20 protein-coding genes and 1 tRNA gene are annotated in these 22,302 nt (G+C 62.2%); 10 read left to right on the top strand and 11 right to left on the bottom strand.

The genetic code is table 11. From position 1 onward, the window contains the following. The first annotated feature begins 79 nt into the window (after nt 1–79). Nucleotides 80–742: a phosphate signaling complex protein PhoU gene (gene phoU / locus CVS27_RS02280; protein ID WP_103464089.1), complete on the top strand. Its 663-nt coding sequence runs from the start codon at nt 80–82 to the stop codon at nt 740–742. A 165-nt stretch (nt 743–907) separates the two neighbouring features. Here the strand turns inward: phoU and CVS27_RS02275 are convergent, their stop codons facing one another. Then, nucleotides 908–1,654: a phosphoglyceromutase gene (locus tag CVS27_RS02275; RefSeq protein WP_103464088.1), complete on the bottom strand. Its 747-nt coding sequence runs from the start codon at nt 1,652–1,654 to the stop codon at nt 908–910. Between the two features lie 215 nt (nt 1,655–1,869). On the opposite strand from CVS27_RS02275, the gene CVS27_RS02270 reads away from it, so the two are divergent. Then, nucleotides 1,870–2,712 (top strand): class I SAM-dependent methyltransferase, encoded by an 843-nt coding sequence (locus CVS27_RS02270; RefSeq protein ID WP_370739454.1) that lies wholly within the window; start codon nt 1,870–1,872, stop codon nt 2,710–2,712. Between the two features lies 1 nt (nt 2,713). Here the strand turns inward: CVS27_RS02270 and CVS27_RS02265 are convergent, their stop codons facing one another. Beyond that, entirely contained in the window at nt 2,714–3,088 is a 375-nt protein-coding gene (locus tag CVS27_RS02265) for a DUF2516 family protein (RefSeq protein ID WP_243399633.1), read from the bottom strand. 53 nt (nt 3,089–3,141) lie between these two features. Beyond that, nucleotides 3,142–4,320 carry a trans-sulfuration enzyme family protein gene (locus tag CVS27_RS02260; protein WP_103464135.1) on the bottom strand — a complete coding sequence of 393 codons (1,179 nt, stop codon included), beginning with the start codon at nt 4,318–4,320 and terminating at the stop codon, nt 3,142–3,144. Nucleotides 4,321–4,445: 125 nt separating this feature from the next. Between CVS27_RS02260 and aztD the strand changes: the two genes are divergently transcribed. Beyond that, nucleotides 4,446–5,753, top strand: coding sequence for a zinc metallochaperone AztD (aztD, locus tag CVS27_RS02255; RefSeq protein WP_103464134.1), 1,308 nt, complete (start codon nt 4,446–4,448; stop codon nt 5,751–5,753). Nucleotides 5,754–5,839: 86 nt separating this feature from the next. Here aztD and aztA read toward each other — a convergent pair whose 3' ends face one another. Continuing rightward, the gene (gene aztA, locus CVS27_RS02250) at nt 5,840–6,487 is read right to left on the bottom strand and encodes a zinc ABC transporter ATP-binding protein AztA (protein ID WP_103464086.1); all 648 of its coding nucleotides are present in this window, start codon (nt 6,485–6,487) and stop codon (nt 5,840–5,842) included. A gap of 51 nt (nt 6,488–6,538) precedes the next feature. Here aztA and aztB point away from each other — a divergent pair, with 51 nt between their 5' ends. The 7 genes from aztB to CVS27_RS02215 all read left to right on the top strand — a co-directional run bounded on the left by aztB (nt 6,539) and on the right by CVS27_RS02215 (nt 13,416). Then, nucleotides 6,539–7,420 carry a zinc ABC transporter permease AztB gene (aztB, locus tag CVS27_RS02245; RefSeq protein ID WP_103464085.1) on the top strand — a complete coding sequence of 294 codons (882 nt, stop codon included), beginning with the start codon at nt 6,539–6,541 and terminating at the stop codon, nt 7,418–7,420. A gap of 50 nt (nt 7,421–7,470) precedes the next feature. Beyond that, a complete protein-coding gene (locus CVS27_RS02240; RefSeq protein WP_133162854.1) occupies nt 7,471–8,688 on the top strand; it encodes a PQQ-like beta-propeller repeat protein in 1,218 nt (405 codons plus the stop codon). Next, a complete protein-coding gene (gene aztC, locus CVS27_RS02235; RefSeq protein WP_243400016.1) occupies nt 8,685–9,650 on the top strand; it encodes a zinc ABC transporter substrate-binding protein AztC in 966 nt (321 codons plus the stop codon). The genes CVS27_RS02240 and aztC overlap by 4 nt, the downstream gene beginning before the upstream one ends. 143 nt (nt 9,651–9,793) lie before the next feature. Beyond that, the gene (gene tmk, locus CVS27_RS02230; protein ID WP_103464083.1) at nt 9,794–10,489 is read left to right on the top strand and encodes a dTMP kinase; all 696 of its coding nucleotides are present in this window, start codon (nt 9,794–9,796) and stop codon (nt 10,487–10,489) included. Continuing rightward, nucleotides 10,486–11,655, top strand: a complete 1,170-nt coding sequence (locus CVS27_RS02225) for a DNA polymerase III subunit delta' (RefSeq protein WP_103464082.1) — start codon at nt 10,486–10,488, stop codon at nt 11,653–11,655. Before tmk ends, CVS27_RS02225 begins: the two co-directional genes overlap by 4 nt. A gap of 18 nt (nt 11,656–11,673) precedes the next feature. Then, entirely contained in the window at nt 11,674–13,221 is a 1,548-nt protein-coding gene (locus tag CVS27_RS02220) for an alpha/beta hydrolase (RefSeq protein WP_103464081.1), read from the top strand. 119 nt (nt 13,222–13,340) lie between these two features. Next, a tRNA-Thr gene (locus CVS27_RS02215) sits at nt 13,341–13,416 on the top strand. Nucleotides 13,417–13,602: 186 nt separating this feature from the next. On the opposite strand, the gene CVS27_RS02210 is transcribed toward CVS27_RS02215, so the two are convergent. From CVS27_RS02210 to CVS27_RS02180, 7 genes are all read right to left on the bottom strand, one after another. After that, nucleotides 13,603–14,748: an ABC transporter ATP-binding protein gene (locus CVS27_RS02210; protein ID WP_103464080.1), complete on the bottom strand. Its 1,146-nt coding sequence runs from the start codon at nt 14,746–14,748 to the stop codon at nt 13,603–13,605. Beyond that, nucleotides 14,745–16,343, bottom strand: coding sequence for an ABC transporter permease (locus CVS27_RS02205; RefSeq protein WP_103464079.1), 1,599 nt, complete (start codon nt 16,341–16,343; stop codon nt 14,745–14,747). Before CVS27_RS02205 ends, CVS27_RS02210 begins: the two co-directional genes overlap by 4 nt. 5 nt (nt 16,344–16,348) lie before the next feature. Further along, the gene (locus tag CVS27_RS02200) at nt 16,349–17,404 is read right to left on the bottom strand and encodes an iron ABC transporter substrate-binding protein (protein ID WP_103464078.1); all 1,056 of its coding nucleotides are present in this window, start codon (nt 17,402–17,404) and stop codon (nt 16,349–16,351) included. Nucleotides 17,405–17,681: 277 nt separating this feature from the next. Further along, nucleotides 17,682–18,551 carry a sugar phosphate isomerase/epimerase family protein gene (locus CVS27_RS02195; protein WP_103464077.1) on the bottom strand — a complete coding sequence of 290 codons (870 nt, stop codon included), beginning with the start codon at nt 18,549–18,551 and terminating at the stop codon, nt 17,682–17,684. 171 nt (nt 18,552–18,722) lie between these two features. Beyond that, nucleotides 18,723–20,363 carry an extracellular solute-binding protein gene (locus CVS27_RS02190; protein ID WP_103464076.1) on the bottom strand — a complete coding sequence of 547 codons (1,641 nt, stop codon included), beginning with the start codon at nt 20,361–20,363 and terminating at the stop codon, nt 18,723–18,725. Between the two features lie 52 nt (nt 20,364–20,415). Then, the gene (locus CVS27_RS02185; protein ID WP_103464075.1) at nt 20,416–21,309 is read right to left on the bottom strand and encodes a carbohydrate ABC transporter permease; all 894 of its coding nucleotides are present in this window, start codon (nt 21,307–21,309) and stop codon (nt 20,416–20,418) included. Then, on the bottom strand, nt 21,306–22,286 hold the full coding sequence (locus tag CVS27_RS02180; protein ID WP_103464074.1) for an ABC transporter permease: 981 nt from the start codon (nt 22,284–22,286) through the stop codon (nt 21,306–21,308). The genes CVS27_RS02185 and CVS27_RS02180 overlap by 4 nt, the downstream gene beginning before the upstream one ends. Nucleotides 22,287–22,302: the final 16 nt, after the last annotated feature.

The following is a 22,302-nucleotide window of genomic DNA, read 5'->3' as shown; positions in this document are numbered from 1 at the left end:
GTGCGCTCATGTTCACATGCAAGTGGCATGCTGGAACATATTGAGGCCCCCCGTGGGCTGCCCATGAAAGGACACACGCGTGCGTAAAGTTTTCCAGGCCGAACTTCACCAAATTGGCGAGGGCCTTATTGAGATCTCTGCCCTGGTGGGCGAGGCCATCACCAAGGCGTCGACCGCTTTCGCTGCCGCTGATCTGCAGACAGCCCAGGAAGTCATTGCCGCGGACGCCCGCATCGATTTCCTGCAGAACGACCTGGACGAACGCGCCATTGACGTGCTTGCCTTGCAGGGCCCCGTGGCCAGCGATCTGCGCATGATTGTTGGTTCGCTGCGGATGAGCGCGTCCCTGGAACGGATGGGCGACTTGGCCCGTCACATTGCCCAACTGACCCGGCTGCGCTTCCCCAACCAGGTCATTCCGGTGTCGCTGACCAGCACCTTCGCCGAGTTGGCGCGTCTGGACATCGTCATTGCGGAGAAGGTCACCGAGCTGCTGGACTCCCGCGACTTGGAGCTGGTGGGCGACATTGCCGCCGCCAAGAGCCAGATCAACAAACTCCACAAGAGTGTTTTCTCCACCATGGCAGCCCCGGACTGGAATGAAACCGCTGCAACAACCGTGGATGTCACCTTGGCCAGCCGCTACTTTGAACGCTTTGGCGACCACGGCGTCTCCGTAGCCCGCAAAGTTTCCTACCTGGTGACGGGTGAATGGCAGCCCGAGGACTTCCTCACCGTCTAGCCTGTCGCAGCAACACCCGGCGCGCCCACTGCCGCGAGGGACCCGCTTCGAGCTTGCGAGAAGTGGGAGCGGCTGGGGACGGCCGCGCTTGCGTTAAAGTACGACGGCGGCGGGCCACCTTTTCAACAAAGGTGGCCCGCCGCCGTCGTACTTTAAGCGGTGGAGTTACTTTTTGCCCTGATTGGCAACGGCCTGGATGGACGCCGCGGCAGCTTCCGGATCCAGGTACTTGCCACCGGGAGTGATGGGGGCGAAGTTCTCATCCAGTTCGTATACCAGCGGGATGCCCGTGGGGATGTTCAGGGACGCGATGGCCTCATCCGAGATGCCGTCCAGGTGTTTGACCAGGGCGCGCAGTGAGTTGCCGTGGGCCGTGACCAGAACAGTCTTGCCGGCCTTGAGGTCTTCCTTGATGTCTGATTCCCAGTACGGGAGCAGACGGACAAGGACGTCCTTGAGGCACTCGGTGCGCGGGAGGGCGTCACCCAGGTCTGCGTAGCGGGGGTCGTGGGCCTGGGAGAACTCGCTGTCATCGGAGAGGGGCGGCGGCGGGGTGTCGTAGCTGCGACGCCATTCCATGAACTGATCTTCACCGTACTCGGCCAGCGTCTGGGCCTTGTCCTTGCCCTGCAATGCGCCGTAATGGCGTTCGTTCAGGCGCCAGTCGCGCTTGACGTCGATCCAGCCGCGGTCGGCAACATCAAGGGCAAGGTTGGCGGTGTTGATGGCACGCTTGAGGCGCGAGGTGTACAGCACGTCCGGGAGAACATTGTTCTCAACCAGCAGCTCACCGCCGCGGGCGGCCTCTGTGCGGCCCTGATCATTCAGGTCAACATCCACCCAACCGGTGAACAGGTTCTTGGCGTTCCACTCACTGTGGCCATGGCGAAGCAAAATCAGCGTATAAGTCATGGTTTCATCCTACCGGGCGGGGCTGCGCGGACCTGAATTGCTACGCGGCACTGCTTCTGCGGGGCCTGACCCTGAACTTCTGCGGTGAACCCGCCGCGAGTTCTGCGCATAAACACTCATGCGCAAAACCCACCGCGGGTCTGGCGCATAATTTCAGGCTCCGGGCCCGCCACCCCTGGTCAGGACCTCCTGCCGCGCACCTCTAAACTTGTTCTGTGGTTCAACGTGCGCAGCGGGTCAAAGGCAATTCCGTGGACCCTGCTGCCAGGGCCACGCGCCAGCGCAACAAGCCCTTTGGCAATGTCACCCGCGGCACCACCAACCCCAATCGTTTGCGCCGGGTGGACCGCTGGCTGGCAGGCCCGCAGGCGTGGCGGCTGCGGCGCGAGGCCAATCCCCTGGTGATCGATTTGGGCTACGGGGGCTCCCCCGCCACGGCCGTTGAACTGTATGCGCGTCTCCAGGCAGTCTGCCCGGACGTGCACGTCACGGGCATTGAAATTGAGCCCGAGCGGGTCCGCATTGCCAAACCCCTGGAGCATGAAGGCCTTGATTTCCGGGTGGGCGGGTTTGAGATTCCGGTTCCGGGGCAGGCCACCATGGTCCGCGCCTTCAACGTGCTGCGCCAATATGATGAGGCCGACGTTGCGCTCATTTGGGACACGGTCTGCGCCCGGCTGTCCCCGCACGGCATTTTTGTGGATGGCACGTGCGATGAGATTGGCCGCCGCACCACCTGGGTTGCGCTGGATAACACAGGCCCGCAATCGCTGACCATTTCGCTGCGCTTTGGCGCCTTCGAGCTGCCCAGTGACGTAGCCGAGAGGCTGCCCAAGGCACTCATCCACCACAATGTGCCGGGCGAAAAGATCCACGGTTTTCTGCAGGCGCTGGATCAGCATTGGCTCGCCGGGGCGCCGCTGGCATCGTTTGGGAACCGGCAGCGTTGGCTGTCCATGTGCCAAAAAATGTACGACGCCGGATGGCCGGTGGTGCGCGCACCCTCACGGTGGCGCTTGGGTGAGCTGACCGTGGCGTGGTCAGCCGTGGCGCCTTAAGCTACCAGGACGATCCACGGTTTTGCTGGCCATTGCCGCGGCCGCGAACTTCAACCAGCACGGGGCGGACGTCAGCCAGGTAAACACCGGCAGCCGTGACCCCGGCCAGGCAGAGAATCATGCCCATGCCCAGCGAGGGAGCCATCGGCACCGGACCCCCCAGGGACATGATGGGCCCAATGATGAAGAGGAAACCAAAGAAGGACGCCCCGGCGGTCAGTGCCGTCCAGAACGTCTTGGTCTTCTTGTAGACCCGCTCAAAAGCCGAGGCTGGCGTGCGCAGGCAATCGCCCAGCGCCCACAACTGAATGCCTAGGGCGAGCAGACCAAAGGCCACCAGGATGAGGAACTCTACATAGATCAAAAAGATAGCCACAATTCAAGCTTACAGGTCAACGATGCTGACCGGGCTGCCTGTTTGCTGGGAAACTACTGTGGGCCGGAAAGCTGGTCAAACGCCTGCTCCAAATCGCGCCACAAGTCCTCAACATTTTCAATGCCCACGCTCAGGCGCAGCAGGTTGGCCGGAACCGTCTCCGGCTCGTTGGCGTGGCGGCGACGGCGCTCAATCAAGGACTCCACGCCGCCCAACGACGTGGCCGGAGTCCAGAGCCGCAAGGCCTCAACAAAGGCGGTGGCTGCGGCTTCCCCGCCAGCGACCTCAATGCACAAAATGGAGCCGAAGCCGTTCATTTGCGCCTTGGCGCGATTATGGCCAGGATCCAGTGGCAGGCCGGGGAACAAAACCCGCTCCACGGCGTCGTGCAGGTCAAGGCGCTGAGCCAGCTCCACGGCACTGGCCTGTGAGCGTTCCACCCGCAACGCCAAGGTGCGCAGGCCACGCAGTGCCAGCCACGCTTCGAACGGGCCGGCAATGGCGCCGTGGATGGAGCGGTGGTGCAACAGCGTGCTGCGCAGCTCCGGATTGGAGGTGGCCAGGGCACCCAGCACCACGTCCGAGTGCCCGGCCAGGTATTTGGTGACGGAGTGCAGGACGACGTCGGCACCCAGTTCCAGCGGCTTTTGCACCAGCGGGGTGGAGAAAGTGTTGTCAGTGACGATGATGGCACCCACGGCTTGAGCCGAACGGCACAAGACCTGCATGTCGGCCACCTCCAACATGGGGTTGGTGGGGCTTTCCAGCCACAGCATGCTGGCGGCCTTTTCGCCCGAGCCGGTGAGGGCCGCAATGACCTCGTCATTGTTGGCAATGTCCACGGTACGCAGAGTGAACAGGCCCTTTGCCGATTGCTCCTGCGCCATGACCAGCGCACCTTGGTAGGAGTGGGTGGGCATGACCAGCACGCCGCCCACGGGAATCAGGGACAGTGCCGCCGAAACTGCAGCCAGGCCCGAGCTGAAGAGGAGTGCCGGAAGTGTGGCACCCTCCAACTCCGACAACGCCTCCTCCAACGGATCCCAAGTGGGGTTGGAGTAGCGCCCGTAGGCCCTGTCCCCATCCACCACTGCGCCGGTGCCCACGTACGTCGAGGACAGCACAATGGGCGGGTTTACGGGGGAATCATGTTCCCGCGCCGGCCGTCCTGCCGCCACAACCATGGTGTCGGGGCTGAGGTTCTCAAGATGGTTGGGTGCGTGGAGAGTCATACCCTCCAGATTAGTGCCCCGCGTCACCGTGGCGGCAATTTCATGACGGCGACGGCCCGCGCACTTGGCCGTCACACCTTTCCTTCGTTTTGATAATGATTCTCATTAAGATTAGCATCGGTGTCATGACCATCACACAACACACCCATCCACCAGAAACCACCACCCGGCGGGCACGGCGCCTCACGACACCTGCCCTGTCGGCTTTTGCACTCGCCGCAGCATTGGCCTTGTCCGCCTGCGGCAGTGCGCCGACACCGTCCGCCGCCGACCAGCACACCAGCCATGCGGCACATGCCGAGGCGGGCGCTGAAGCGGAGACAGCCCAGAGCCGGCTGGTCCTGACCCACGACGGCGGCATGAGCGTTCTCGACGCGGACACAGGCAAGGTTGCGGCCGAGCTGCCCCTGTCCGGATTCAACAGGGTCAGTCCGGCTGGCGACGGCCGGCACGTGCTGGTCTCCACTGCGGGCGGGTTCCAGGTCCTCGACATGGGCAGCTGGTCCGAAAAGCATGGCGACCATTTCCATCACTTCACGGGGACCCCCGCCTTGGAAGAACTCAAATTCCCGGCCAACAAACCGGGGCATGTGGTCAACCACGACGGCCGCACGGTCCTGTTCGACGACGGAACCGGCAGCATCCAGATCTTCAATCCGGGCGACCTTGGGCAAGGCGCCCTGCCGGCGACACAGGAATTCAAGACCAGCGCCGCGCATCATGGCGTGGCCGTGCAACTTGCCGGCGGCGAGCTGGTGGTCACCGAGGGCACCAGTGAGAGCCGCTCAGGCGTCAAGCTGCTGGCAAAGCCGGCAAGCAACGGCACCCGGGAAGTCCTGGCGGAAAGCAATGACTGCCCAGGGGTCCACGGTGAGGCAACGGCGCAAGGCGGGGCCGTCGTCGTCGGCTGCCAGGACGGCCTGCTGGTGGTCAAGGATGGAAAGATCACCAAGATCACTGCGCCCGAGCGCTATGGGAGGATCGGTAATCAGGCCGGCAGCGACGCATCGCCGGTGGTTCTGGGCGACTACAAGAAGGACAAGAACGCCGAATTGGAGCGCCCCGCAACGTTTTCGCTGACCAACACGGCCACCGGAACACTCACGCTGGTCCCCATCAACTACTCGTACTCCTTCCGCTCCTTGGCCAGAAGTGCCGACGGGGCCGCGCTGATTCTGGGCACGGACGGCAAGCTGCACATCCATGACGCCAACTCCGGGAAGGAGAGCGGCGCCGTCACGGTTGTGGCGCCGTGGGAGGAACCCCTGGATTGGCAGCAGCCGCGCCCGGCCATCTTTGTGGATGGAACCACCGCCTACGTGAGCGAACCGGCCAAGAAACTGCTCCACGTGGTGGACCTGGGCTCGTCCACCGTCACGGCAAGCCACTCGCTGGCGCACACACCCAATGAAATCACCGGCATCTCCGGCTGATCCAGCCAGTCTGATCCACCCGGCGCGGGTGTTGCGGGCTCCGCGGAGCTCGCAACACCCGCACTTTTGCATCAGGGCTTCACATCCTAGGCAACGCCCAGTGAGTCGGACACCAGGCGGCCGTCCGCCAGCACCAGCACCCGCCCAGCTTCCGCGGCATCGGCATTGCTGTGGGTCACCTCGATGACAGCAACCCCGCGCGCCAGTTCATGGGCGATGACCTCCCGAATCCTTGCATGCGATTGCTCATCCACACCCGCTGTTGGCTCGTCCAGCAACAGCAGCTTTGAGCGCTGGGCAAGCCCCTGAGCCAGCAGCACCCGCTGGCGCTGCCCACCGGAAAGCTCCCCCAATTGGCGATGCGCCAGCTCGGTCAAGCCGAGCCGGTCCAGCAACTCCGCCACCTCCCCGCGCTCTTGCGCACGCAGGCGGCGCAGCCAGCTGCGATTGCCCCAACAACCCATTTCCACCGCCGCCCGCACGGTCAGGGGAAGTGCCTGGGAAACAGCGCTGTGTTGCAACACCAAGGCGGGACGGGCCGCCTCGGCCAGATGAACGGCCCCCTGCGAGGGTCGCAAGGTGCCGGCAATCAAACCCAGCAAGGTGGACTTCCCCGAGCCATTGGCGCCCTTGACAGCCGTTAGCGCCCCGGCACGGAAATGAATGTCCAAACCGTCAATCACCCGCCGCGATCCATAGGAGAAAACAACGTTCTCAACACTGGCAGCACCCAAGGCACACTCCTTCGTAATTGATAATGATTCTCATTATAGTATGCTCAAGTGATGGACTGGCTGCTTGAACCCTTCGACGTTTCCTTTATCCAACGTGCCCTGATTGGCGGTTTCGCCGTCGCACTACTCTGCGCCATGGTGGGCACTTGGGTGGTATTGCGGGGCATGGCGTTTCTGGGCGACGCCATGTCCCACGGCATGCTCCCGGGTATCGCCGTGGCGCTGCTGCTCGGCGGCAACCCCGTAGTGGGCGCAGCCGTCAGCGCCGCAGCCATGGCGTTCGGCGTTTCAGCGATGTCCCGGCACCGGCGGCTGACCCACGACACCTCGATCGGGCTGCTCTTCGTGGGGATGCTGGCGGCAGGTGTCATCATCATTTCGCGCTCTCGGTCATTTGCCGTGGACCTGACAGGGATTCTCTTTGGCGACATTTTGGCCGTCAAATTCAGCGACATCTGGCTGCTCTGCGGCATTCTGGCGGCCACAGCCCTGGTGGCAGCCATTTTTCACCGTCCGTTTACGGCACTGGCCTTTGACGCACGCAAGGCGGCAACCCTGGGAATGCGCCCCGATCTTGCGGCAACAGTACTTTTACTGCTGGTGACAGCCGCCATGGCCGGATCGTTCCAAGTAGTGGGCACCTTGCTGGTATTTGGCCTGCTCATCGCCCCACCCGCGGCCGCCCTGCCCTGGGCGAAGTCCATTCCAGCCGTCATGGGCGTCGCAGCAGTTCTGGGCTGCGTGTCAGTGATGGTGGGAATCCTGCTGTCATGGCACGCACGGACGGCCGCCGGCGCCACCATCGCCGCCACGGCCGTGGCGCTGTTCTTCATCTCCAGCGCCATCAAGGCGGCTTGGCCCCTGCTGCGCCAACGCCGCTGTTCACCGGCAGTTCCCACCAGCGCTGACACAAAACCCGCCCCCACCACATGACTTCACAAACTGATGCCACCGTCGCGGTGGTGCAGAAAGGTTCTTCCCGCATGACTTCTCAACAAGCCACGCTGACCGCCATGGCAGCATTGACCATCACCGCCCTGGCTGCGTGCGCCCCTGCACCGGCACACACCCCTGTCCCTGGCAGCAGCGTGGCTGCCCACGGCTACGTTGCCGGCGCCACAGAGACCGGCGAAGCTCAAAGCCTGCTGCCGTACCTTTCGGCGGCAAACGGCACCGTCACCATGGTTGATCCACTGTCCGGGGAGGAAAGTTTCAGCGCTTCCCTTCCCGGCGCGAGCTCCATGGCGGACGACGGCCGGTATTTGTTTGTTCACACAGCAACCACCGGGAAGCTGCACATTATCGATACCGGCGCGTGGACAGTGGAGCACGGCGACCACAAACACTTCTACCGCACCGCCGCGCGCCAGTTGGCAGGTGATCTATCTTTGGGGGCCGGGTCCGTTGCCGGCGATGGGCACCACGTGGCGATCTTCGAGGAACAGACGGGGAAAACATCGCTCCTCTCCCGGGAAGACCTGGACTCGGGTGAAATCAAGGTGGCGGCGACCATCCCAGGGCCACCGCACCGTGGCTTGGCGGTCCCTTATAAGGGGCATGTCCTGATCACGGGCTCCCCCGGCCCGGACAAGCTGCCCACCACCATCAGCGCCTTCGATTCCGCGGGGGGCGACGAAAAAGCCCTGGCCACCACGTGCCCGTCGCTCATGGGCCATGCGAGCACCCGGCACGGTGTTGTGTTTGGCTGCAGCGACGGCGTCCTGGTGGTCAATGACGACGACGGATCCCTGACGTCCACAAAAATTCCCTATCCCAGCCCTGCCGAACGCATCACGGCCTTTGACCACCGGCCCGGCTCCAGCGAATTGGTTTCATTGGCGGGCGCCGCGGGATTGTGGCACCTTGACGTGGCCAGCGCAAAGCTGCAATTCATGGCCAGCCCGGAACCCCTGGCGGCTTCCACCACTGCCGGCAACGGCTCCGCCGCCTTGGGTGTTGGCAGAAGCGGGACCTTGTACGCGTTTAACACGCTCACGGGCACGGTGGAGAGTCAGCAGAAAATTCTCCCCGAGAGTGAAGAGGGCGCTCCCCCGTCCCTGCTGGTGGATGCCACCCGCGCCTACCTCAGCCACCCCGCAACCCAGACCATCCACGAAATCGACTACCGGGACAAGCTGCGGGTGGCCCGGACATTCGCCACCTCCGGAGCCACATCCCAGCTCGCGGAGACCGGACTGTGAGCGGGCGGTTGGCAGTCCCTTGGCAGCGGGCCGGGGCAGGCCGCCGTCGTGCAACCATCGCGGCGGCGGCACTCATGGCAGCAGCAGGGGTGTTGACGTCCTGCGCGGCGGTACCTGCGGGCAGCGAAAAAGCCACCATCATGGTCACCACCAATATTTTGGGTGACATCACACGCAACATTGTGGGCGATGCTGCCGACGTGGTGGTCCTCATGGAGGCGAACGCCGATCCGCATTCCTTCGGCGTATCCGCCCACCAAGCGGGCCAGATGGAACAGGCGCAACTGATTGTCTTCAATGGTCTGGGACTGGAGGAAGGTGTCCTGGCCCACATCGACTCAGCCAAGGAACAAGGGGTGCCGGCATTGGAGGTGGGCGTGGCAGTCAATCCACTCGCAATCCAGGACGCAGGGTCTGCGGGCACACCCGACCCGCACTTCTGGACAGACCCCCAGCGCGTCGTGATGGCCGTGGATGCCATTGAGGACGCCGTGGCACAGCATGTGAGCCTGCCCGATCCGGGATTGCTGCACAGCAACGCAGCCATCTACGGCGCACAGGTGGCCGCCCTGGACCAGTGGATGGCCACGGAATTTGCTGCCTTGGCTCCAGACAGGCGCAAAATCATCACCAACCACCATGTGTTTGGCTACCTGGCGCACCGCTTTGGCTTGGAGGTCATTGGCGCCGTCATGCCCAGCGGCACCACACTGGCGGCCCCCAGCGCCGCTGACCTGTTTGATTTGGCCACCACCGTCCGGGACGCAGGGGTCCCGGCCATCTTTGCCGACACTTCCCAACCGGACAAGCTCGTGCGTGTCTTGGCAGAAGAGGCCAACGTGAAGGTGCTCATCGTGCCGCTCTTCTCGGAGTCACTCAGTGTCCCAGGCGAGGGCGCCGGCAGCTATTTGGAAATGATGCGAACCAATACGAGCCGAATGACCGCTGCCCTGTCCTCCTAGCCAGCAGCTGCGCCACGCCCGGACCGGTCTGAGGATTATTTGAGGGTAGTCAACGTCTCGCCGCTCAGGAGCGAGGCGGTGGCGGCGGCGGGGCCTGTGGATGACTCGAGGAACCATACAGCTTGGGCCGGTAGGCTAATGGTGTGACTCCTACTTCTGCCCCGTCGCCGGGCTTATTCATCGCTTTTGAAGGTGGCGACGGTGCGGGAAAATCAACCCAAACTGCGCTGCTCACCACATTCCTTACCCAGACGGGCCGGACGGTGGTGCGCACCCGCGAGCCAGGCGGCACCCCCATTGGTGAAAAACTGCGCTCCCTGGTCCTTGACCATGGGCAGGGCGAGATTGACGCCAAAACGGAGGCTCTCATTTTTGCCGCCGCCCGGGCCGCACATGCCACCCAGGTTATTGCCCCGGCGGTGGCCCGCGGCGAGGTGGTCATCAGCGACCGCTACGCCGATTCCTCCATTGCCTACCAAGGCGCCGGCAGGGGGCTGGGCATCGACACCATAGTGCAACTCAACGATTGGGCCACCAGCGGTCTGTGGCCGGATTTGACGGTCCTGCTGGATGTAACACCTGCTGCAGGCCGGTCCAGGCGCACGGAAGGAGATGCGCAGGAAGACAGGCTGGAATCCGAACCTGACGCCTTCCACGCCACGATTCGTGCCGCATTCCTGGAGCGGGCAGCGGCACACCCCAACCACTATTTGGTGTTGCCCGCCGGCGATGCAATACCGGAACTTGCCCAGGCCATTGAACAACGTGTTACGGCACTCCTGGCTCAGAATTCCGCCCAAAATGCCGGGACGGCCACCGGCGACGCTGGCCGCGCATGAGTGTCTGGGTAGACCTCCAGGGGCAGGACTCCGTGGTGGCACAGCTGCGCCGCGCAGCCCAGTCGGAGAAGCCCACACATGCCTGGCTTTTGACGGGCCCGCCGGGATCCGGCCGCTCCAATGCGGCGCTGGCTTTTGCCGCGGCACTGGTGTGCGAACGCCCGGAGCTGGTGGCAAGAGGCTGCGGCATCTGCAAGGCGTGCCACACCACGTTGGCCGGAACCAATGCCGATGTCACCTTCATCGCCACGGAAAAAACCACCATCTCCATCGAGGAAGCCCGCAATTTGGTGCGCAAGGCCCACGACAGCCCGTCCTCCGCCCGCTGGCGCGTCATGATCGTGGGCGATGCAGACAGGATGGCCGAGCGCACCACCAATGTGCTCCTGAAGGCCATCGAGGAGCCGCCGCCTAGGACCATTTGGATCCTCTGCGCACCCAGCCCGGCGGATGTGCTTGTCACCATCCGTTCACGGTGCAGGACCTTGACATTGCGCTTGCCGCCGGTGGCCGATGTTGCCGCCTTGCTGGTGCGCCGTGACGGCATTGACCCCGAACTGGCCCTCAATGCTGCCCGCGCCGCCCAAAGCCATATTGGCATTGCCCGCCGCCTGGCCAGCGACCCCGGAGCCCGGGAGCGCCGTGATGCCACTGTCCGGCTGCCGTTGAATCTGCGCGATGTCACCACGGCTGTTCACGCCGCGGCGTCCTTGCTGGAGCTTGCCCAGGCCGAGGCGTCCTCCTCCAATGAAGAGCGCGACGCCGTCGAGAAGGCCACGCTGCTGCGCAACCTGGGCGCCCCAGAGACAGGGGCACTGCCGCCATCGATGCGCAGCCAGGTCCGGGCCCTGGAAGAGGACCAAAAACGCCGCGGCAAGCGCTCGGTGACGGACCACTTGGACCGGGCCCTGACCGACCTGCTCTCCTTCTACCGGGATGTGCTGGTACTGCAGCTTGACACCCGGGGAGGGTCCGGCGTCGAACGGGAAACCGTGGAGCTCGTCAACGACCCGCTGCGTGCACAGTTGCAGGAATTTGCGGCCCGCACCCGGCCCGAACAAACCCTTGAGCGCATGGACGCCGTCAACGCCGTGCGCCGACGCCTCACCACCACCAATGTTGCCCCGCTGCTGGCCCTTGAAGCCATGGCAGTCAGCCTGCTCTAAGCTGTGAAGGATTTATCTATGTCTGCCGGAAAAGTATTGCGGCGCCACCGCCACCGCCTGTTCCTCACCGCCGCGGCCAGCATTGCAACATTGTTGCTGAGCTCGTGTTCAGTGCTGGCGCCCGATGCGCCCGTCAAGACCTCTGCGGCGCCGGAGGTTGTGGGTGATGTGCCGGCTGAATTGCTGGACTTCTACACCCAGAGCGTGACATGGAGTTCGTGCAACGGCGGTTTCCAATGCGCCGAGGTTGACGTCCCGATGAACTACGAGGATCCGGCGAAGGACTCCATCAAGCTTGCCGTGACGCGGCTGCCTGCCACCGGACAACGCTTGGGCGCCATGCTGGTCAACCCCGGCGGGCCCGGCGGCTCGGGCGTGAGCATGGTCAAGGACGGGGCCAAAAGCTACTTCTCCGACAAGCTGCGCGGCGCCTACGACGTGGTGGGCTTTGACCCTCGCGGCGTGCAAGCCTCCGCCGGCGTGAAATGCCTGGACGACGCCCAGATGGATGCCGCCCGGCAGGTGCCCTTTGACCCGTCCACCGACGACGGCCTGGCCCGCGCGGAGGACGAGACCAAGCGCCAAACAGAACTGTGCAAGAAAAACTCCGGGCCAGTCCTTGAATACATTGACACTGTCAGTTCAGCCAAGGACATGGACATTTTGCGGGCCATTGTGGGCGACGCTGCACTGAACTACATGGGGTTCTCCTACGGCACCAAACTAGGTGCCACCTACGCCGGACTATTCCCTGCCCGGGTTGGAAAATTCTCCCTTGACGGCGCCATGGACCCGTCCCTGGACATTGACCAGGTATCCATGGGCCAGGCCGTTGGTTTTGAAAATGCCTTGCGGGCCTGGGCCAAGGACTGCTTGGGAACAAACGAATGCCCCGTCACGGGAACCGTGGATGAAGCCATGGCGCAGATCCGCGATCTGCAGGCCGTCTACACGGCCACCCCGCAGGAAACCCCTGCCGGCCGTGTGGTCACCGGAACAGAGTTCACCGGTGGCCTGGCCTTTGGCATGTACTCCACCGATCTCTGGGAACCCTTGAGGGGCGCCTTGAAACAAGCATTCGCCGGCGACGCCTCAGGGATGCTGCTGTTGGCTGATTTCTCCGCCGACCGCGATTCGGACGGCAAGTACCAGTCCAACACCGCAGCCGCTTTTACGTCCATCAACTGCCTTGACTACCCCATGAACTCGGACATTGCCCACATGCGCGAACAGGCGGTTGCCCTTGAAGAGGCTTCCCCCACCTTTGGGAAGTTGCTGAGCTTCTCCGGACTGTCCTGCAAATACTGGCCGCACCAGGCCACGGGAAATCCCGCCCCCATCTCTGCCGCTGGTGCGGGCCCCATCCTGGTGGTGGGCACCACTGGCGATCCTGCAACACCGTACGGGTGGGCGGAGGCGTTGGCCACGCAGCTTGACTCAGCTGTTTTGGTCACGTGGAACGGCGATGGCCACACTGCTTACGGCCGCGCCAACGAATGCCTGACATCCACGGTGGACGCATACTTTGTGGACGGAAAAGTGCCGGCATCTGGAACCAGCTGCTAAATCTTCTGACTTCTGGGCAGCTTCTGGGCAGGGCCGATTTTGTACATCCGCCCCGCGCATATTAGAGTTGTTTCTTGTGTTCAGCAGCTAGCCCCAATAGGGACTTTCAGCTAGCACAGGCCTCCATAGCTCAGTTGGTAGAGCGTTTCACTCGTAATGAAAAGGTCAACAGTTCGATTCTGTTTGGAGGCTCCACTAAAACCCCGCCAAGGCGGGGTTTTTTGGTTAATGAATGCTGGGTTTCGGCCCCTGCCAGCCGCCGAGTCCTATTCTCCGCCTCACCGGTCTTCTGATTCCAAACCGCAGCTGATGCGGGTGCGACGCCGTCGCACCCGCATCAGCTGCGGTTTGGAATGGGTGAAGGGCCTGAACTGGCCCGAATCAGCCCTCCAGCGGGAAGACGACGCCCTCCCCCACAACTTTCAAGAACAGTTCAGTTCCCGGCCGGGCCAGCATGGCGTTCCAATGCCGGATGCTGATGATCTCCCCGCCCACCGGCTGGTGCGGGTCCACGGGGTGGGCTGCATCGGCCGCGATGGGTTCCAGCTGGATCCGCACAGTGGTTTCCGGGCCAAAGTAGTCGGTGTCCACCACACGGCCGCGGATGGGCCCGCCACTGGCAATCCGGATCTGCTCGGGGCGCAGCATCAAGTTCACCTTGCCTTGGGCAGGCGGGCGGCGCACAGGGATTCCACCCAGTGAACACAGGGCCAGCGAGCCCTCCATCCACGCCTCAAGAATCACTGCGTCCCCCAGGAACTCGGCCGTGGCCCTATCCGAGGGCCGCGTGTAAACAACAAACGGGCTGCCGATCTGCGCCAATTTGCCGTCCCGCATGACAGCCACTTGATCGGCAAAGCTCAAAGCCTCGGCTTGGTCATGGGTCACCAAAATGGTGGTGACACCTGCCTGCTCAAGCGTCTGGGCCACGGCCCGGCGCGTAGCAACCCGCAAACCGGCGTCCAGGGCGCTGAACGGTTCATCCAGCAGCATCAGCTCGGGCTGCCGGGCCAGGGCACGCGCCAGCGCCACCCGCTGCTGCTGGCCGCCGGAAAGCTGGTGCGGGCGGCGCTTGGCGTAGGAGGCATCCATCGACACCATTTCCAGCAGCTCCCCCACCCGCAGGGAGGCAGCCTTGCCCCGCAGGGGCAGGCCAAACGCGATGTTTGCGCCAACGCTCAGATGTGGGAACAGCGCCCCATCCTGGGCCACATATCCGACGCTGCGCTTGTGGGCCGGAACCCAGGTGGATTGGCCCGCCACTTCCTCACCGGCTAAGGCAATGCGGCCGGAATCGGGGGCTGAAAAACCGGCTATCAGGCGCAGTAGCGTGGTCTTTCCCGAACCGGAGGGGCCAACAATGGCCGTGGTGCGGCCCTGCGCCACAGCCAAATCCACACCCTTAAGCACTTCGGTACTGCCAAAATTCTTGCGTACGCCCGTCACCTGCAAGTGGTCCGGCACGTCACCGGCGGTCCGGCCCGCCTTGTTAGTGGTGCCGCCGGGGTTGGTGGGCTGAGACGTCATTGGCCTGCGGCTTTCTTGGATTGCACAAAAAGTAAGTACGTCATGGGAGCTGAGAGCACAATCATCAACAGCGCATAGGGCGCTGCACCCATGTAATCAATTTCGCTGCTGAGGGACCAAAACGCGGTGGCCAAAGTCCGGGTGCCGTTGGGTGCCAGCAGCAAGGTGGCCGTCAGTTCGTTGACAATTCCCAGGAACACCAAGGCAGCGCCACCCGCGGCCGCGGGGGCCGAAAGACGCAACGTCACCCGCAGGAAGGCAATGAGCGGCGGCTTCCCCAATGCCTGTGCCGCTTCATCGAGCTCACGCGGCACCTGTGCCAGCCCGGCCCGCAGATTCACCAGGGCCCGGGGCATGAACAGTAGTGCGTAGGCTGCCACCAGCACCACCGAGGTTTGGTAGATGGCGGGGACGTTGTGAACGGTGATTGTCACCAGCGCCAGCGCCACCACAATGCCCGGCATGGAGCTGGAGATGTAGTTGACGGCCTCAAGGACCTTGCTGAAGGGGCCCGGATGGCGCACCACCAAGTACGCCAGCGGAAAGGCCAGCACTGTGGTCAGGGCGGCGCCGGCCAGGCCGTAGCCAAGGGTTTGCAACAACGCGGTTAGCAGATCGTCCCGGACCCAAATTTCGCTGCCTCCGGCAAGCAGCCAGCGGCCCACATGCCACAGCGGCACACCGAATGCCAGGACGGTCAGAGCCACCAGGGCCAACTGCCCCGGCAGCTGCCACATCCCCAAGGCCAGGCGTGTGGGGTTGGACTGCACTCCGGCACCCACCCGCGCATACCGTGCGCTGCCGCGCGATTTGGACTCAGCAACCAGCAGCAGCAGGCAAAACAGCACCAGTACACTGGCCAGCATGTTGGCCGCCGCCCCGTTGAACGTTGACCGGTACTGGTCGTAGATGGCTGTGGTGAAGGTGTCGAAAGCAATCATGGCGAAGGCGCCGTATTCAGCCAACAGGTGCAGTGCCACGAGCAATGCGCCACCGGCCGCCGCCAGCCGCAACTGCGGCAGCACCACCCTGTAAAACACCCGCCAGGGTCCCAGCCCCAGTGACGCTGCGGATTGTTCCAGGGCAGGGTCCAGCCTGCTCAGCACCGCCGCCACCGGAATGTAAACCAGCGGGAAGTAGGAAAGCACGGAAATCAGGACGCCGCCAAAGATTCCACCCAGGGACGGAATGGCGCTGACCCAGGCATAACTGTTTACAAAGGCCGGGATGGCCAGCGGCGCCGCCAGCAACACCGCCCACGCCTTGTGCCCGGCCAGGCGGGTGCGCTCCACCAGCCACGCCCCGCCAATGCCCAGCACCACACACAGCGGCACTGTGACCAGGACCAGTGACAGCGTGTTAAACAACAATTCGCCAACACGCGGGCGGAACACCAATTTCACAACGGTGTCCCACCCGGCGTTGGCGGTGGCAACCACCACGAAGCCCAGCGGCAGCAGGGAGAACGCGGCAATCAGCAAACAAAGTACGACGACGGGCCGGGGGCCCAGGCGTGAACCCCGGCCCCCAGCGGCGCTAGGTGAGATTGTGGCACCCGGCGCACCATCCGCCGTCGTACTGTGTTCAGAGGTCATTGAAACTACAGTAGACCAGCCTGCGTCATCAGCTCAGTCACCTTGGCGGAGTTCAGCTTGGCAGGGTCAATCTTGGGGGCCTGAAGATCGGCCAGCGGGGTCAGCTTCTCGTTGGCGGCAACGCCGGAGCCAACCGGGTACTCAAAGCTGGTGCCGGTCTGCAGAATGGTCTGGCCGGCCTTGCCCGTGACGTACTCAAGGAACTTCGAGGCGTTGTCCTGGTGCTGGCTGGAAGCCAAAACGCCACCGCCGGAGATGGAGACAAAAGCGCCCGGATCTTCATTCTTGAAGTAGTGCATGGCCACGTTTTTGGAATTCTCGCCGGTCTTGTTCTGATCGCCGAACCAGTAGTAGTGGTAGATGACAGCGCCTTCAACTTCGCCGGCGTTGACGGCTTTCATGGCGGTGCTGTTGCCCTTGTAAGCCTTGAAGTTTTCCTTCATGGACTTCAACCAGGACAGCGTTGCATCCTCACCCTCGAGCTCCAACATGGCGGAGACGATCGCCTGGAAGTCGGCGCCGGACGGTGACGCGGCCCAGCGGCCCTTCCACGCGGGATCGGCCAAGTCCATGAGCGACTTGGGCAGCTGATCAGCCTTCAGCTTGGTGGTGTCGTAGGCAAAAACGGTGCTGCGAGCGGCAATGCCGGCCCACTTGTTCGTGGAGGGGCGGTACTCGGCAGGAACCTGCTCCTGCACCTTGGCGCTGATGTCGGCGAAGAGGCCGGCATTTTCAACCTGCGTCATGGCGGGAGAATTCTCGGTCAGGAACACATCGGCCGGCGACTTGGCGCCTTCTGCGATGATCTGGTTGCTCAGCTCCAAGTCGTCACCGTTGCGCACGGTGACCTTGATGCCGGTTTCCTTGGTGAACTCATCCACCCACGCCTGCGTCAGCGACTCATGCTGGGCGTTGTAAACAGTGATGGCGTCAGTGGCTGAGCCTGCTGCGCTTGTGCTTTCGGCCGGTGCCGCTGCGCCACTGCAGGCGGCAAGTGCCAGAACGGATACTCCAGCCAGCGCCGTCAAAGCGGCTTTGCTGAACTGCAATTTGCTAAACATTATGGGGGCCTCTCGGCGGTAGAGATAATTAGCGAACAAAAATTGATCGCAATCCATTAGAAGGGCAGGCTCACCTTAGGCGCAACTCAATGTGACGCAGGTCTACCGATTTCACGTCATTTTTAGTGACTAAGCCGAGCTACTTGTCAGTAAGCGGCTTTGTTGTGTAAAAGCTGGCCAGCACGGCTCACGTGCTGGCGCACTATTTCTGCCTTGCGTTCGACGCCGGACGGCTCACCCATGCCGAGCCGCAGCAACGCCAACGGACACACCTCGACTAACACGGTTGCACGAGAGACCGGAGATAGGCGAGATTGTCGGCGGTACGTTCTGCGAGGGGCAATTCGGTGGAGAAGTCCTCCACTGTCACCCAGCCGTCATAGCCAACGGCAGCCAGAGCCCCGAAATACCGTGGCACGTCGGCGATTCCACCTCGCAGGGTTGACCACTCGTGTTTCCAAGCGGATTCCGCACCCGTGCCAGGGAGTTGACGCCACGCAGCGTTTTTGACGTGGACATGGGCGAGGTAGTCCCCCAAAAGTTGCAGCCCTGCCAGGCTTTCTTCACCACCTTCGACGACGAGGTTTCCCAGATCATGGATGACGCCAACATGGTTCGGGTCCAGCCCTTCCAGCAAGCGCAGGGCGGACGACGGCGATGATGTCACCGTCTGGTGGTGGAGCTCAACCAGGGCCTTCACGCCATGGAACGAAGACCGTTCGGCAACCCAGGCAAAGTGCTCCCGAGTTTCCGCAAAAAGGTCCCGGTAATCACGCCCGGTGGGCTCTCCGCCCATGGCGGAGGCGCCCAATGGCAACACCACAATACGGACTTGCCCGGCACCCAGGTGAGCCGTCGCCGCCAGGATGCGCTCAACGTCATCATGGTTGTCGCACCGCACGTATCCGCCGATGCCGGAGTACTCGAGGCCGGCTGCTGAGGTGACGGCCGCGATTCGCGCCAGAACCTTTTCCAGCCCGGTGAGGGCCCACGTGGACCTATTACCGGCCCAGAATCCTGGTTCAGCGGCTGGTTCCTGATCGGTGATTCGCCATTCAATCCCGTCCCACCCTTGCGCGGCGAGGGTTGCTGCAGCCTCCTCCGGCGTCCATTCCGGTGTTGAAGCGGTGAATACTGAGAATTTCATGGTGTGCTCTTTTCGATGCGTCCGGACGGGTACGGTGGCAGGCCTTCGTTTCACCAGGTGGACGGTCCGCGCGTAGAGAACTCAGGTGTGCGGACCGTTCCGTGTCAGGTTGTTCCAGCCATTTATAGGTGCACGGCCTGCTCATTGGGATCCGGCCATGGTGGGATGGGGTCAGGCGTTTTTGAGTTGGGCAAACGCCTCTTCATACTCTGAACGCATTTTGTCACCGGCTTTGCCCTGCCAGTCCTTCACTCCTGCATCCCAAGCGGATACCGGCTTACGGCCCTGAACAATGTCATTTTGCAGTGCCTCCATCGACTTGAGCTGTTGCGCCCCGGTACGTGATGCGGTCGCAGAGTACAACCCGTTGCTGGCGTCCTTGACGGCCAGGGGCACCAGGGCTTCCTCTGCGTCATGGCGGGCCCGTACTGCGTCCTCACCCTGTGAGATGTACAGCGTTGCTGGTGACCCGGTGAGGTAGACGGGATTTGCCTTGATTTCAAGGGTGCCCTGGTCCGTCAAAATGGGGTCGCTCCCATCCAGCTCATAGTCGAGCCCCTCAACGCCATACTGCCTGAGCATGTCTTCTTCGGTGCCAAACGGTGATGCCAGCCAGTTGAAAACGTTCAGAATGGTTTCCACCCTGTCCTTGGACTTTTTGTTGATGGCGGTGATGGAGTGGTTGGGATCTCCGAGCCAAAAGCTGCCACTTCCACCGTCAGCACCGGGTGCCGGGTGCGCGGCCATCTTGAACCCCGGAATGGCGACGCCTCGGCGCTGGAATCCCTGCCAAGCGCTCAAGCTGTCTTCAACCATGACAGCCGTGCCAGCGTCAAACCATTTTTTGTATTGCGCCTGCGCCGATGCGAACGCGTCAGGGTTGACAACTTTTGCAGCAACGAGCTGGCGGCCTGCTTCCAGTGCTGCCTTCATGTTTTCATGTTCGAAAAGATGACTGAAGGCCCCGTCGTGTTCAGACCAGTTGTTGGGCAGCTGGTACATTTCCTGAACGAACGTCATGGGAAGACTGGCAAGGGCCCAGCGGTTCTTGGAGGGTTCGGTCACTGTTTCACAGAGTTCGAGGAATTCGGCAAAGCTGGTCGGCACGGCGGTGGCCCCCAACTGCTCAAGAATGTCCTCCCTGCGGTAGAGGATTCGGGATGTGGTTATTCCGCGGGGAATCGGCAGGCCAAAAATCTTGCCGTTAAAGACTGCCCCACGCCAGCTTTCCGTGGGGATGTTGGCCAGCGCGGGATACTTCTTGATGGCGTCGCCGGCCAGATACGGCGTCAGGTCCAGGGCCTTGGCCTCCAGCATCGAAGGAAAGTCGGGAGTTTCATTCAACAGATTGAAGACGTCCGGAAGCTGATCGCCGGCAATGGTCGTGGCCAGCTTCTGGGACCAGTCGGCAGAGGGTGTCCACGCCACTTTCAGCTCGGAACCCAACCTCTTGTTCAGCTCCTGCGCGTAGGCGTTCTGGTCCGGGGCCGGTGGGATGGCGCCGGCCGCGGGCATCATGACGGTGATGGGCTTGCCGTCACCGGGAATCCCTGTGGTAGTTTTCGGCGGGTTGGCCGGGTAGGTGAAATACCCATCGGTGACGCCTGCATTGGTGCCGGGCAGGTCGGCAGTGACACCAGGGAATTTAACGAAAGTCGGGAGCGAGGCGTTGCCCGCATTGGCTCCGGCAGGTATGCCGCCGTCACCACACGCGGTGAGAAGCGGTGCGCCAAATGCGGCGATTACGCCCATGGCGAGGGTTCCTCGAAGAATTCCGCGGCGTGACAGTTCTGATTTTTGGAAAGTTTTCATGGTTTCATCTCTCTGGTGGATTCAAAGTCAATTATTGGCAATCAGCGACTGGCTAGCCCTTGACGGCGCCAGTCATCACGCCCTTGGCAAAGTGCTTTTGCAGGAACGGGTACACGAGCAGAATGGGCACAATCGCAATGACGAGGATGGCCATTTGAATTGATGGCTCCGGCGGAAGCACCGCGTCCAGGGCTCCCAGATCGGCTTCGCCGAGTTGGGTGCCGTTGACCACGTACGTCCGCAAGACAAGCTGCAACGGCCACTTTGCAGAATCGCTGAGGTACAGCATGGCGTTGAAGAAGGAGTTCCAATATCCAACGGCGTAGAACAGGCCAATGACCGCCATAACTGCCTTTGAGAGAGGCAACGCGATCCGTCGGAAGATTTGCCACTCGCCGGCACCGTCCATCCTCGCGGCATCAATAAGTTCAGCGGGAATACCTGAGAAGAAGGAACGCATGACAATGACGTTGAAGCCGCTAACCATGGTGGGAACAATCAGGGCCCAGTATGAATCGAGCATTCCAAGCTGCTTGACCATCAGGTAGGTGGGGATCATCCCGGGGGTGAAGAGCAGACTGAACAGGACAAGCATGATCATGAACTTGTTGCCCACCATGCTGCGCCGGCTCAGTGCCCAGCCCAGCATGCTGGTGACTGTGAGGCTGAGGAGCGTTCCAACAACGGTAATGCCTGCACTGACAAACAAGGAGCGGGTGACCACTCCCCCGGAGAGGACGGACGCATAGGCTGACCACTGCACCGAGTCCGGGAATAGGACAAATCCACCGGCCTTATTCACTTGCTCCGGTGAGGCCACTGACGTCGAGATGATGCCAATGAACGGGACGATGACCACGGCGCAGATAAGGAGAAGGATGAACCCCTTGAGCAGCCTTGTCCCCATGGCGGGCGCGGGCATTCCGTCAATAATTTTCCGGCTCATGATTTGTAAACTCCTTCTTCGCCGAAGAAATGGGCTAGTTTATTGGCCAAAAGGACCAGGACCACACCGACAACGCCCTTGACGAGCCCGACGGCGGCCGCGACTCCCCACGCTCCGCCGATAATGCCGTTGTTGAATACATAGGTGTCCAAGACTTCTGACACGCCCAGCCCCACCGCCTGCTGTTGGAGGACCAATTGTTCGAAACCGACGGTGAGGGAGTCCCCCAGCTTCAAAATAAAGAGCAGGATGATAATGGAACGCAACCCGGGCAGGGTTATGTGCCAGGTCTGCATCCAGCGGCTGGCACCATCGACGGCCGATGCCTCATAAAGGGAGCGGTCAATTTGGGCGAGCGCTGCCAGAAAGAGAATCGTTGCCCAACCCGTGTCTTTCCAAATAACCTGGCTCGTGATCACAGTGGTGAACAGTTCCGAATTTCCAATAATGGAGATGGGGTCATGGCCGTTTGCCCGCAAGTAATTGTTGATCATGCCGGAGCCGCCCAGGATCTGCTGGAAGACAGCAACAACAATGACCCACGAGAGAAAATGCGGAAGGTACAGGATGGATTGGACAATTTGCCGGATTCTATTCGACAGCAGGCTGTTCAGCAGAAGAGCGATCAGTATTGGCGCCGGAAAAACGAAGACCGCTTGCAGGGCCGTGATGATCAGCGTGTTCTTGAGGGCGTTGAGAAATGCCGGGTCGCCGTTGAAAATGACGGAAAAATTGTCGAAGCCTGACCATCGCGAGTGCATGATCCCCAGGAACGGTTGGTAGTCCTGGAATGCAATCACATTTCCGAGCAGCGGAATGTATTGGAAGGTCAACAGCAACGCTATGCCTGGCAAAGCAAAAAAAAGTAGGAGTTTATCGCGCTTGATCCGTGACCACAACGAGAGCTTGGGCCTGATAGGCAGGTCTTTCCTTGCTTCCAGAGGTGGCGGCGATGGGCGAATTTTGGTCAAGCTCATGGACAATTCCTTTCGA

This window comes from Arthrobacter glacialis (assembly GCF_002909445.1).
GTDB lineage: Bacteria > Actinomycetota > Actinomycetes > Actinomycetales > Micrococcaceae > Specibacter > Specibacter glacialis.
This window is presented reverse-complemented; position numbering and strand designations above follow the sequence as displayed.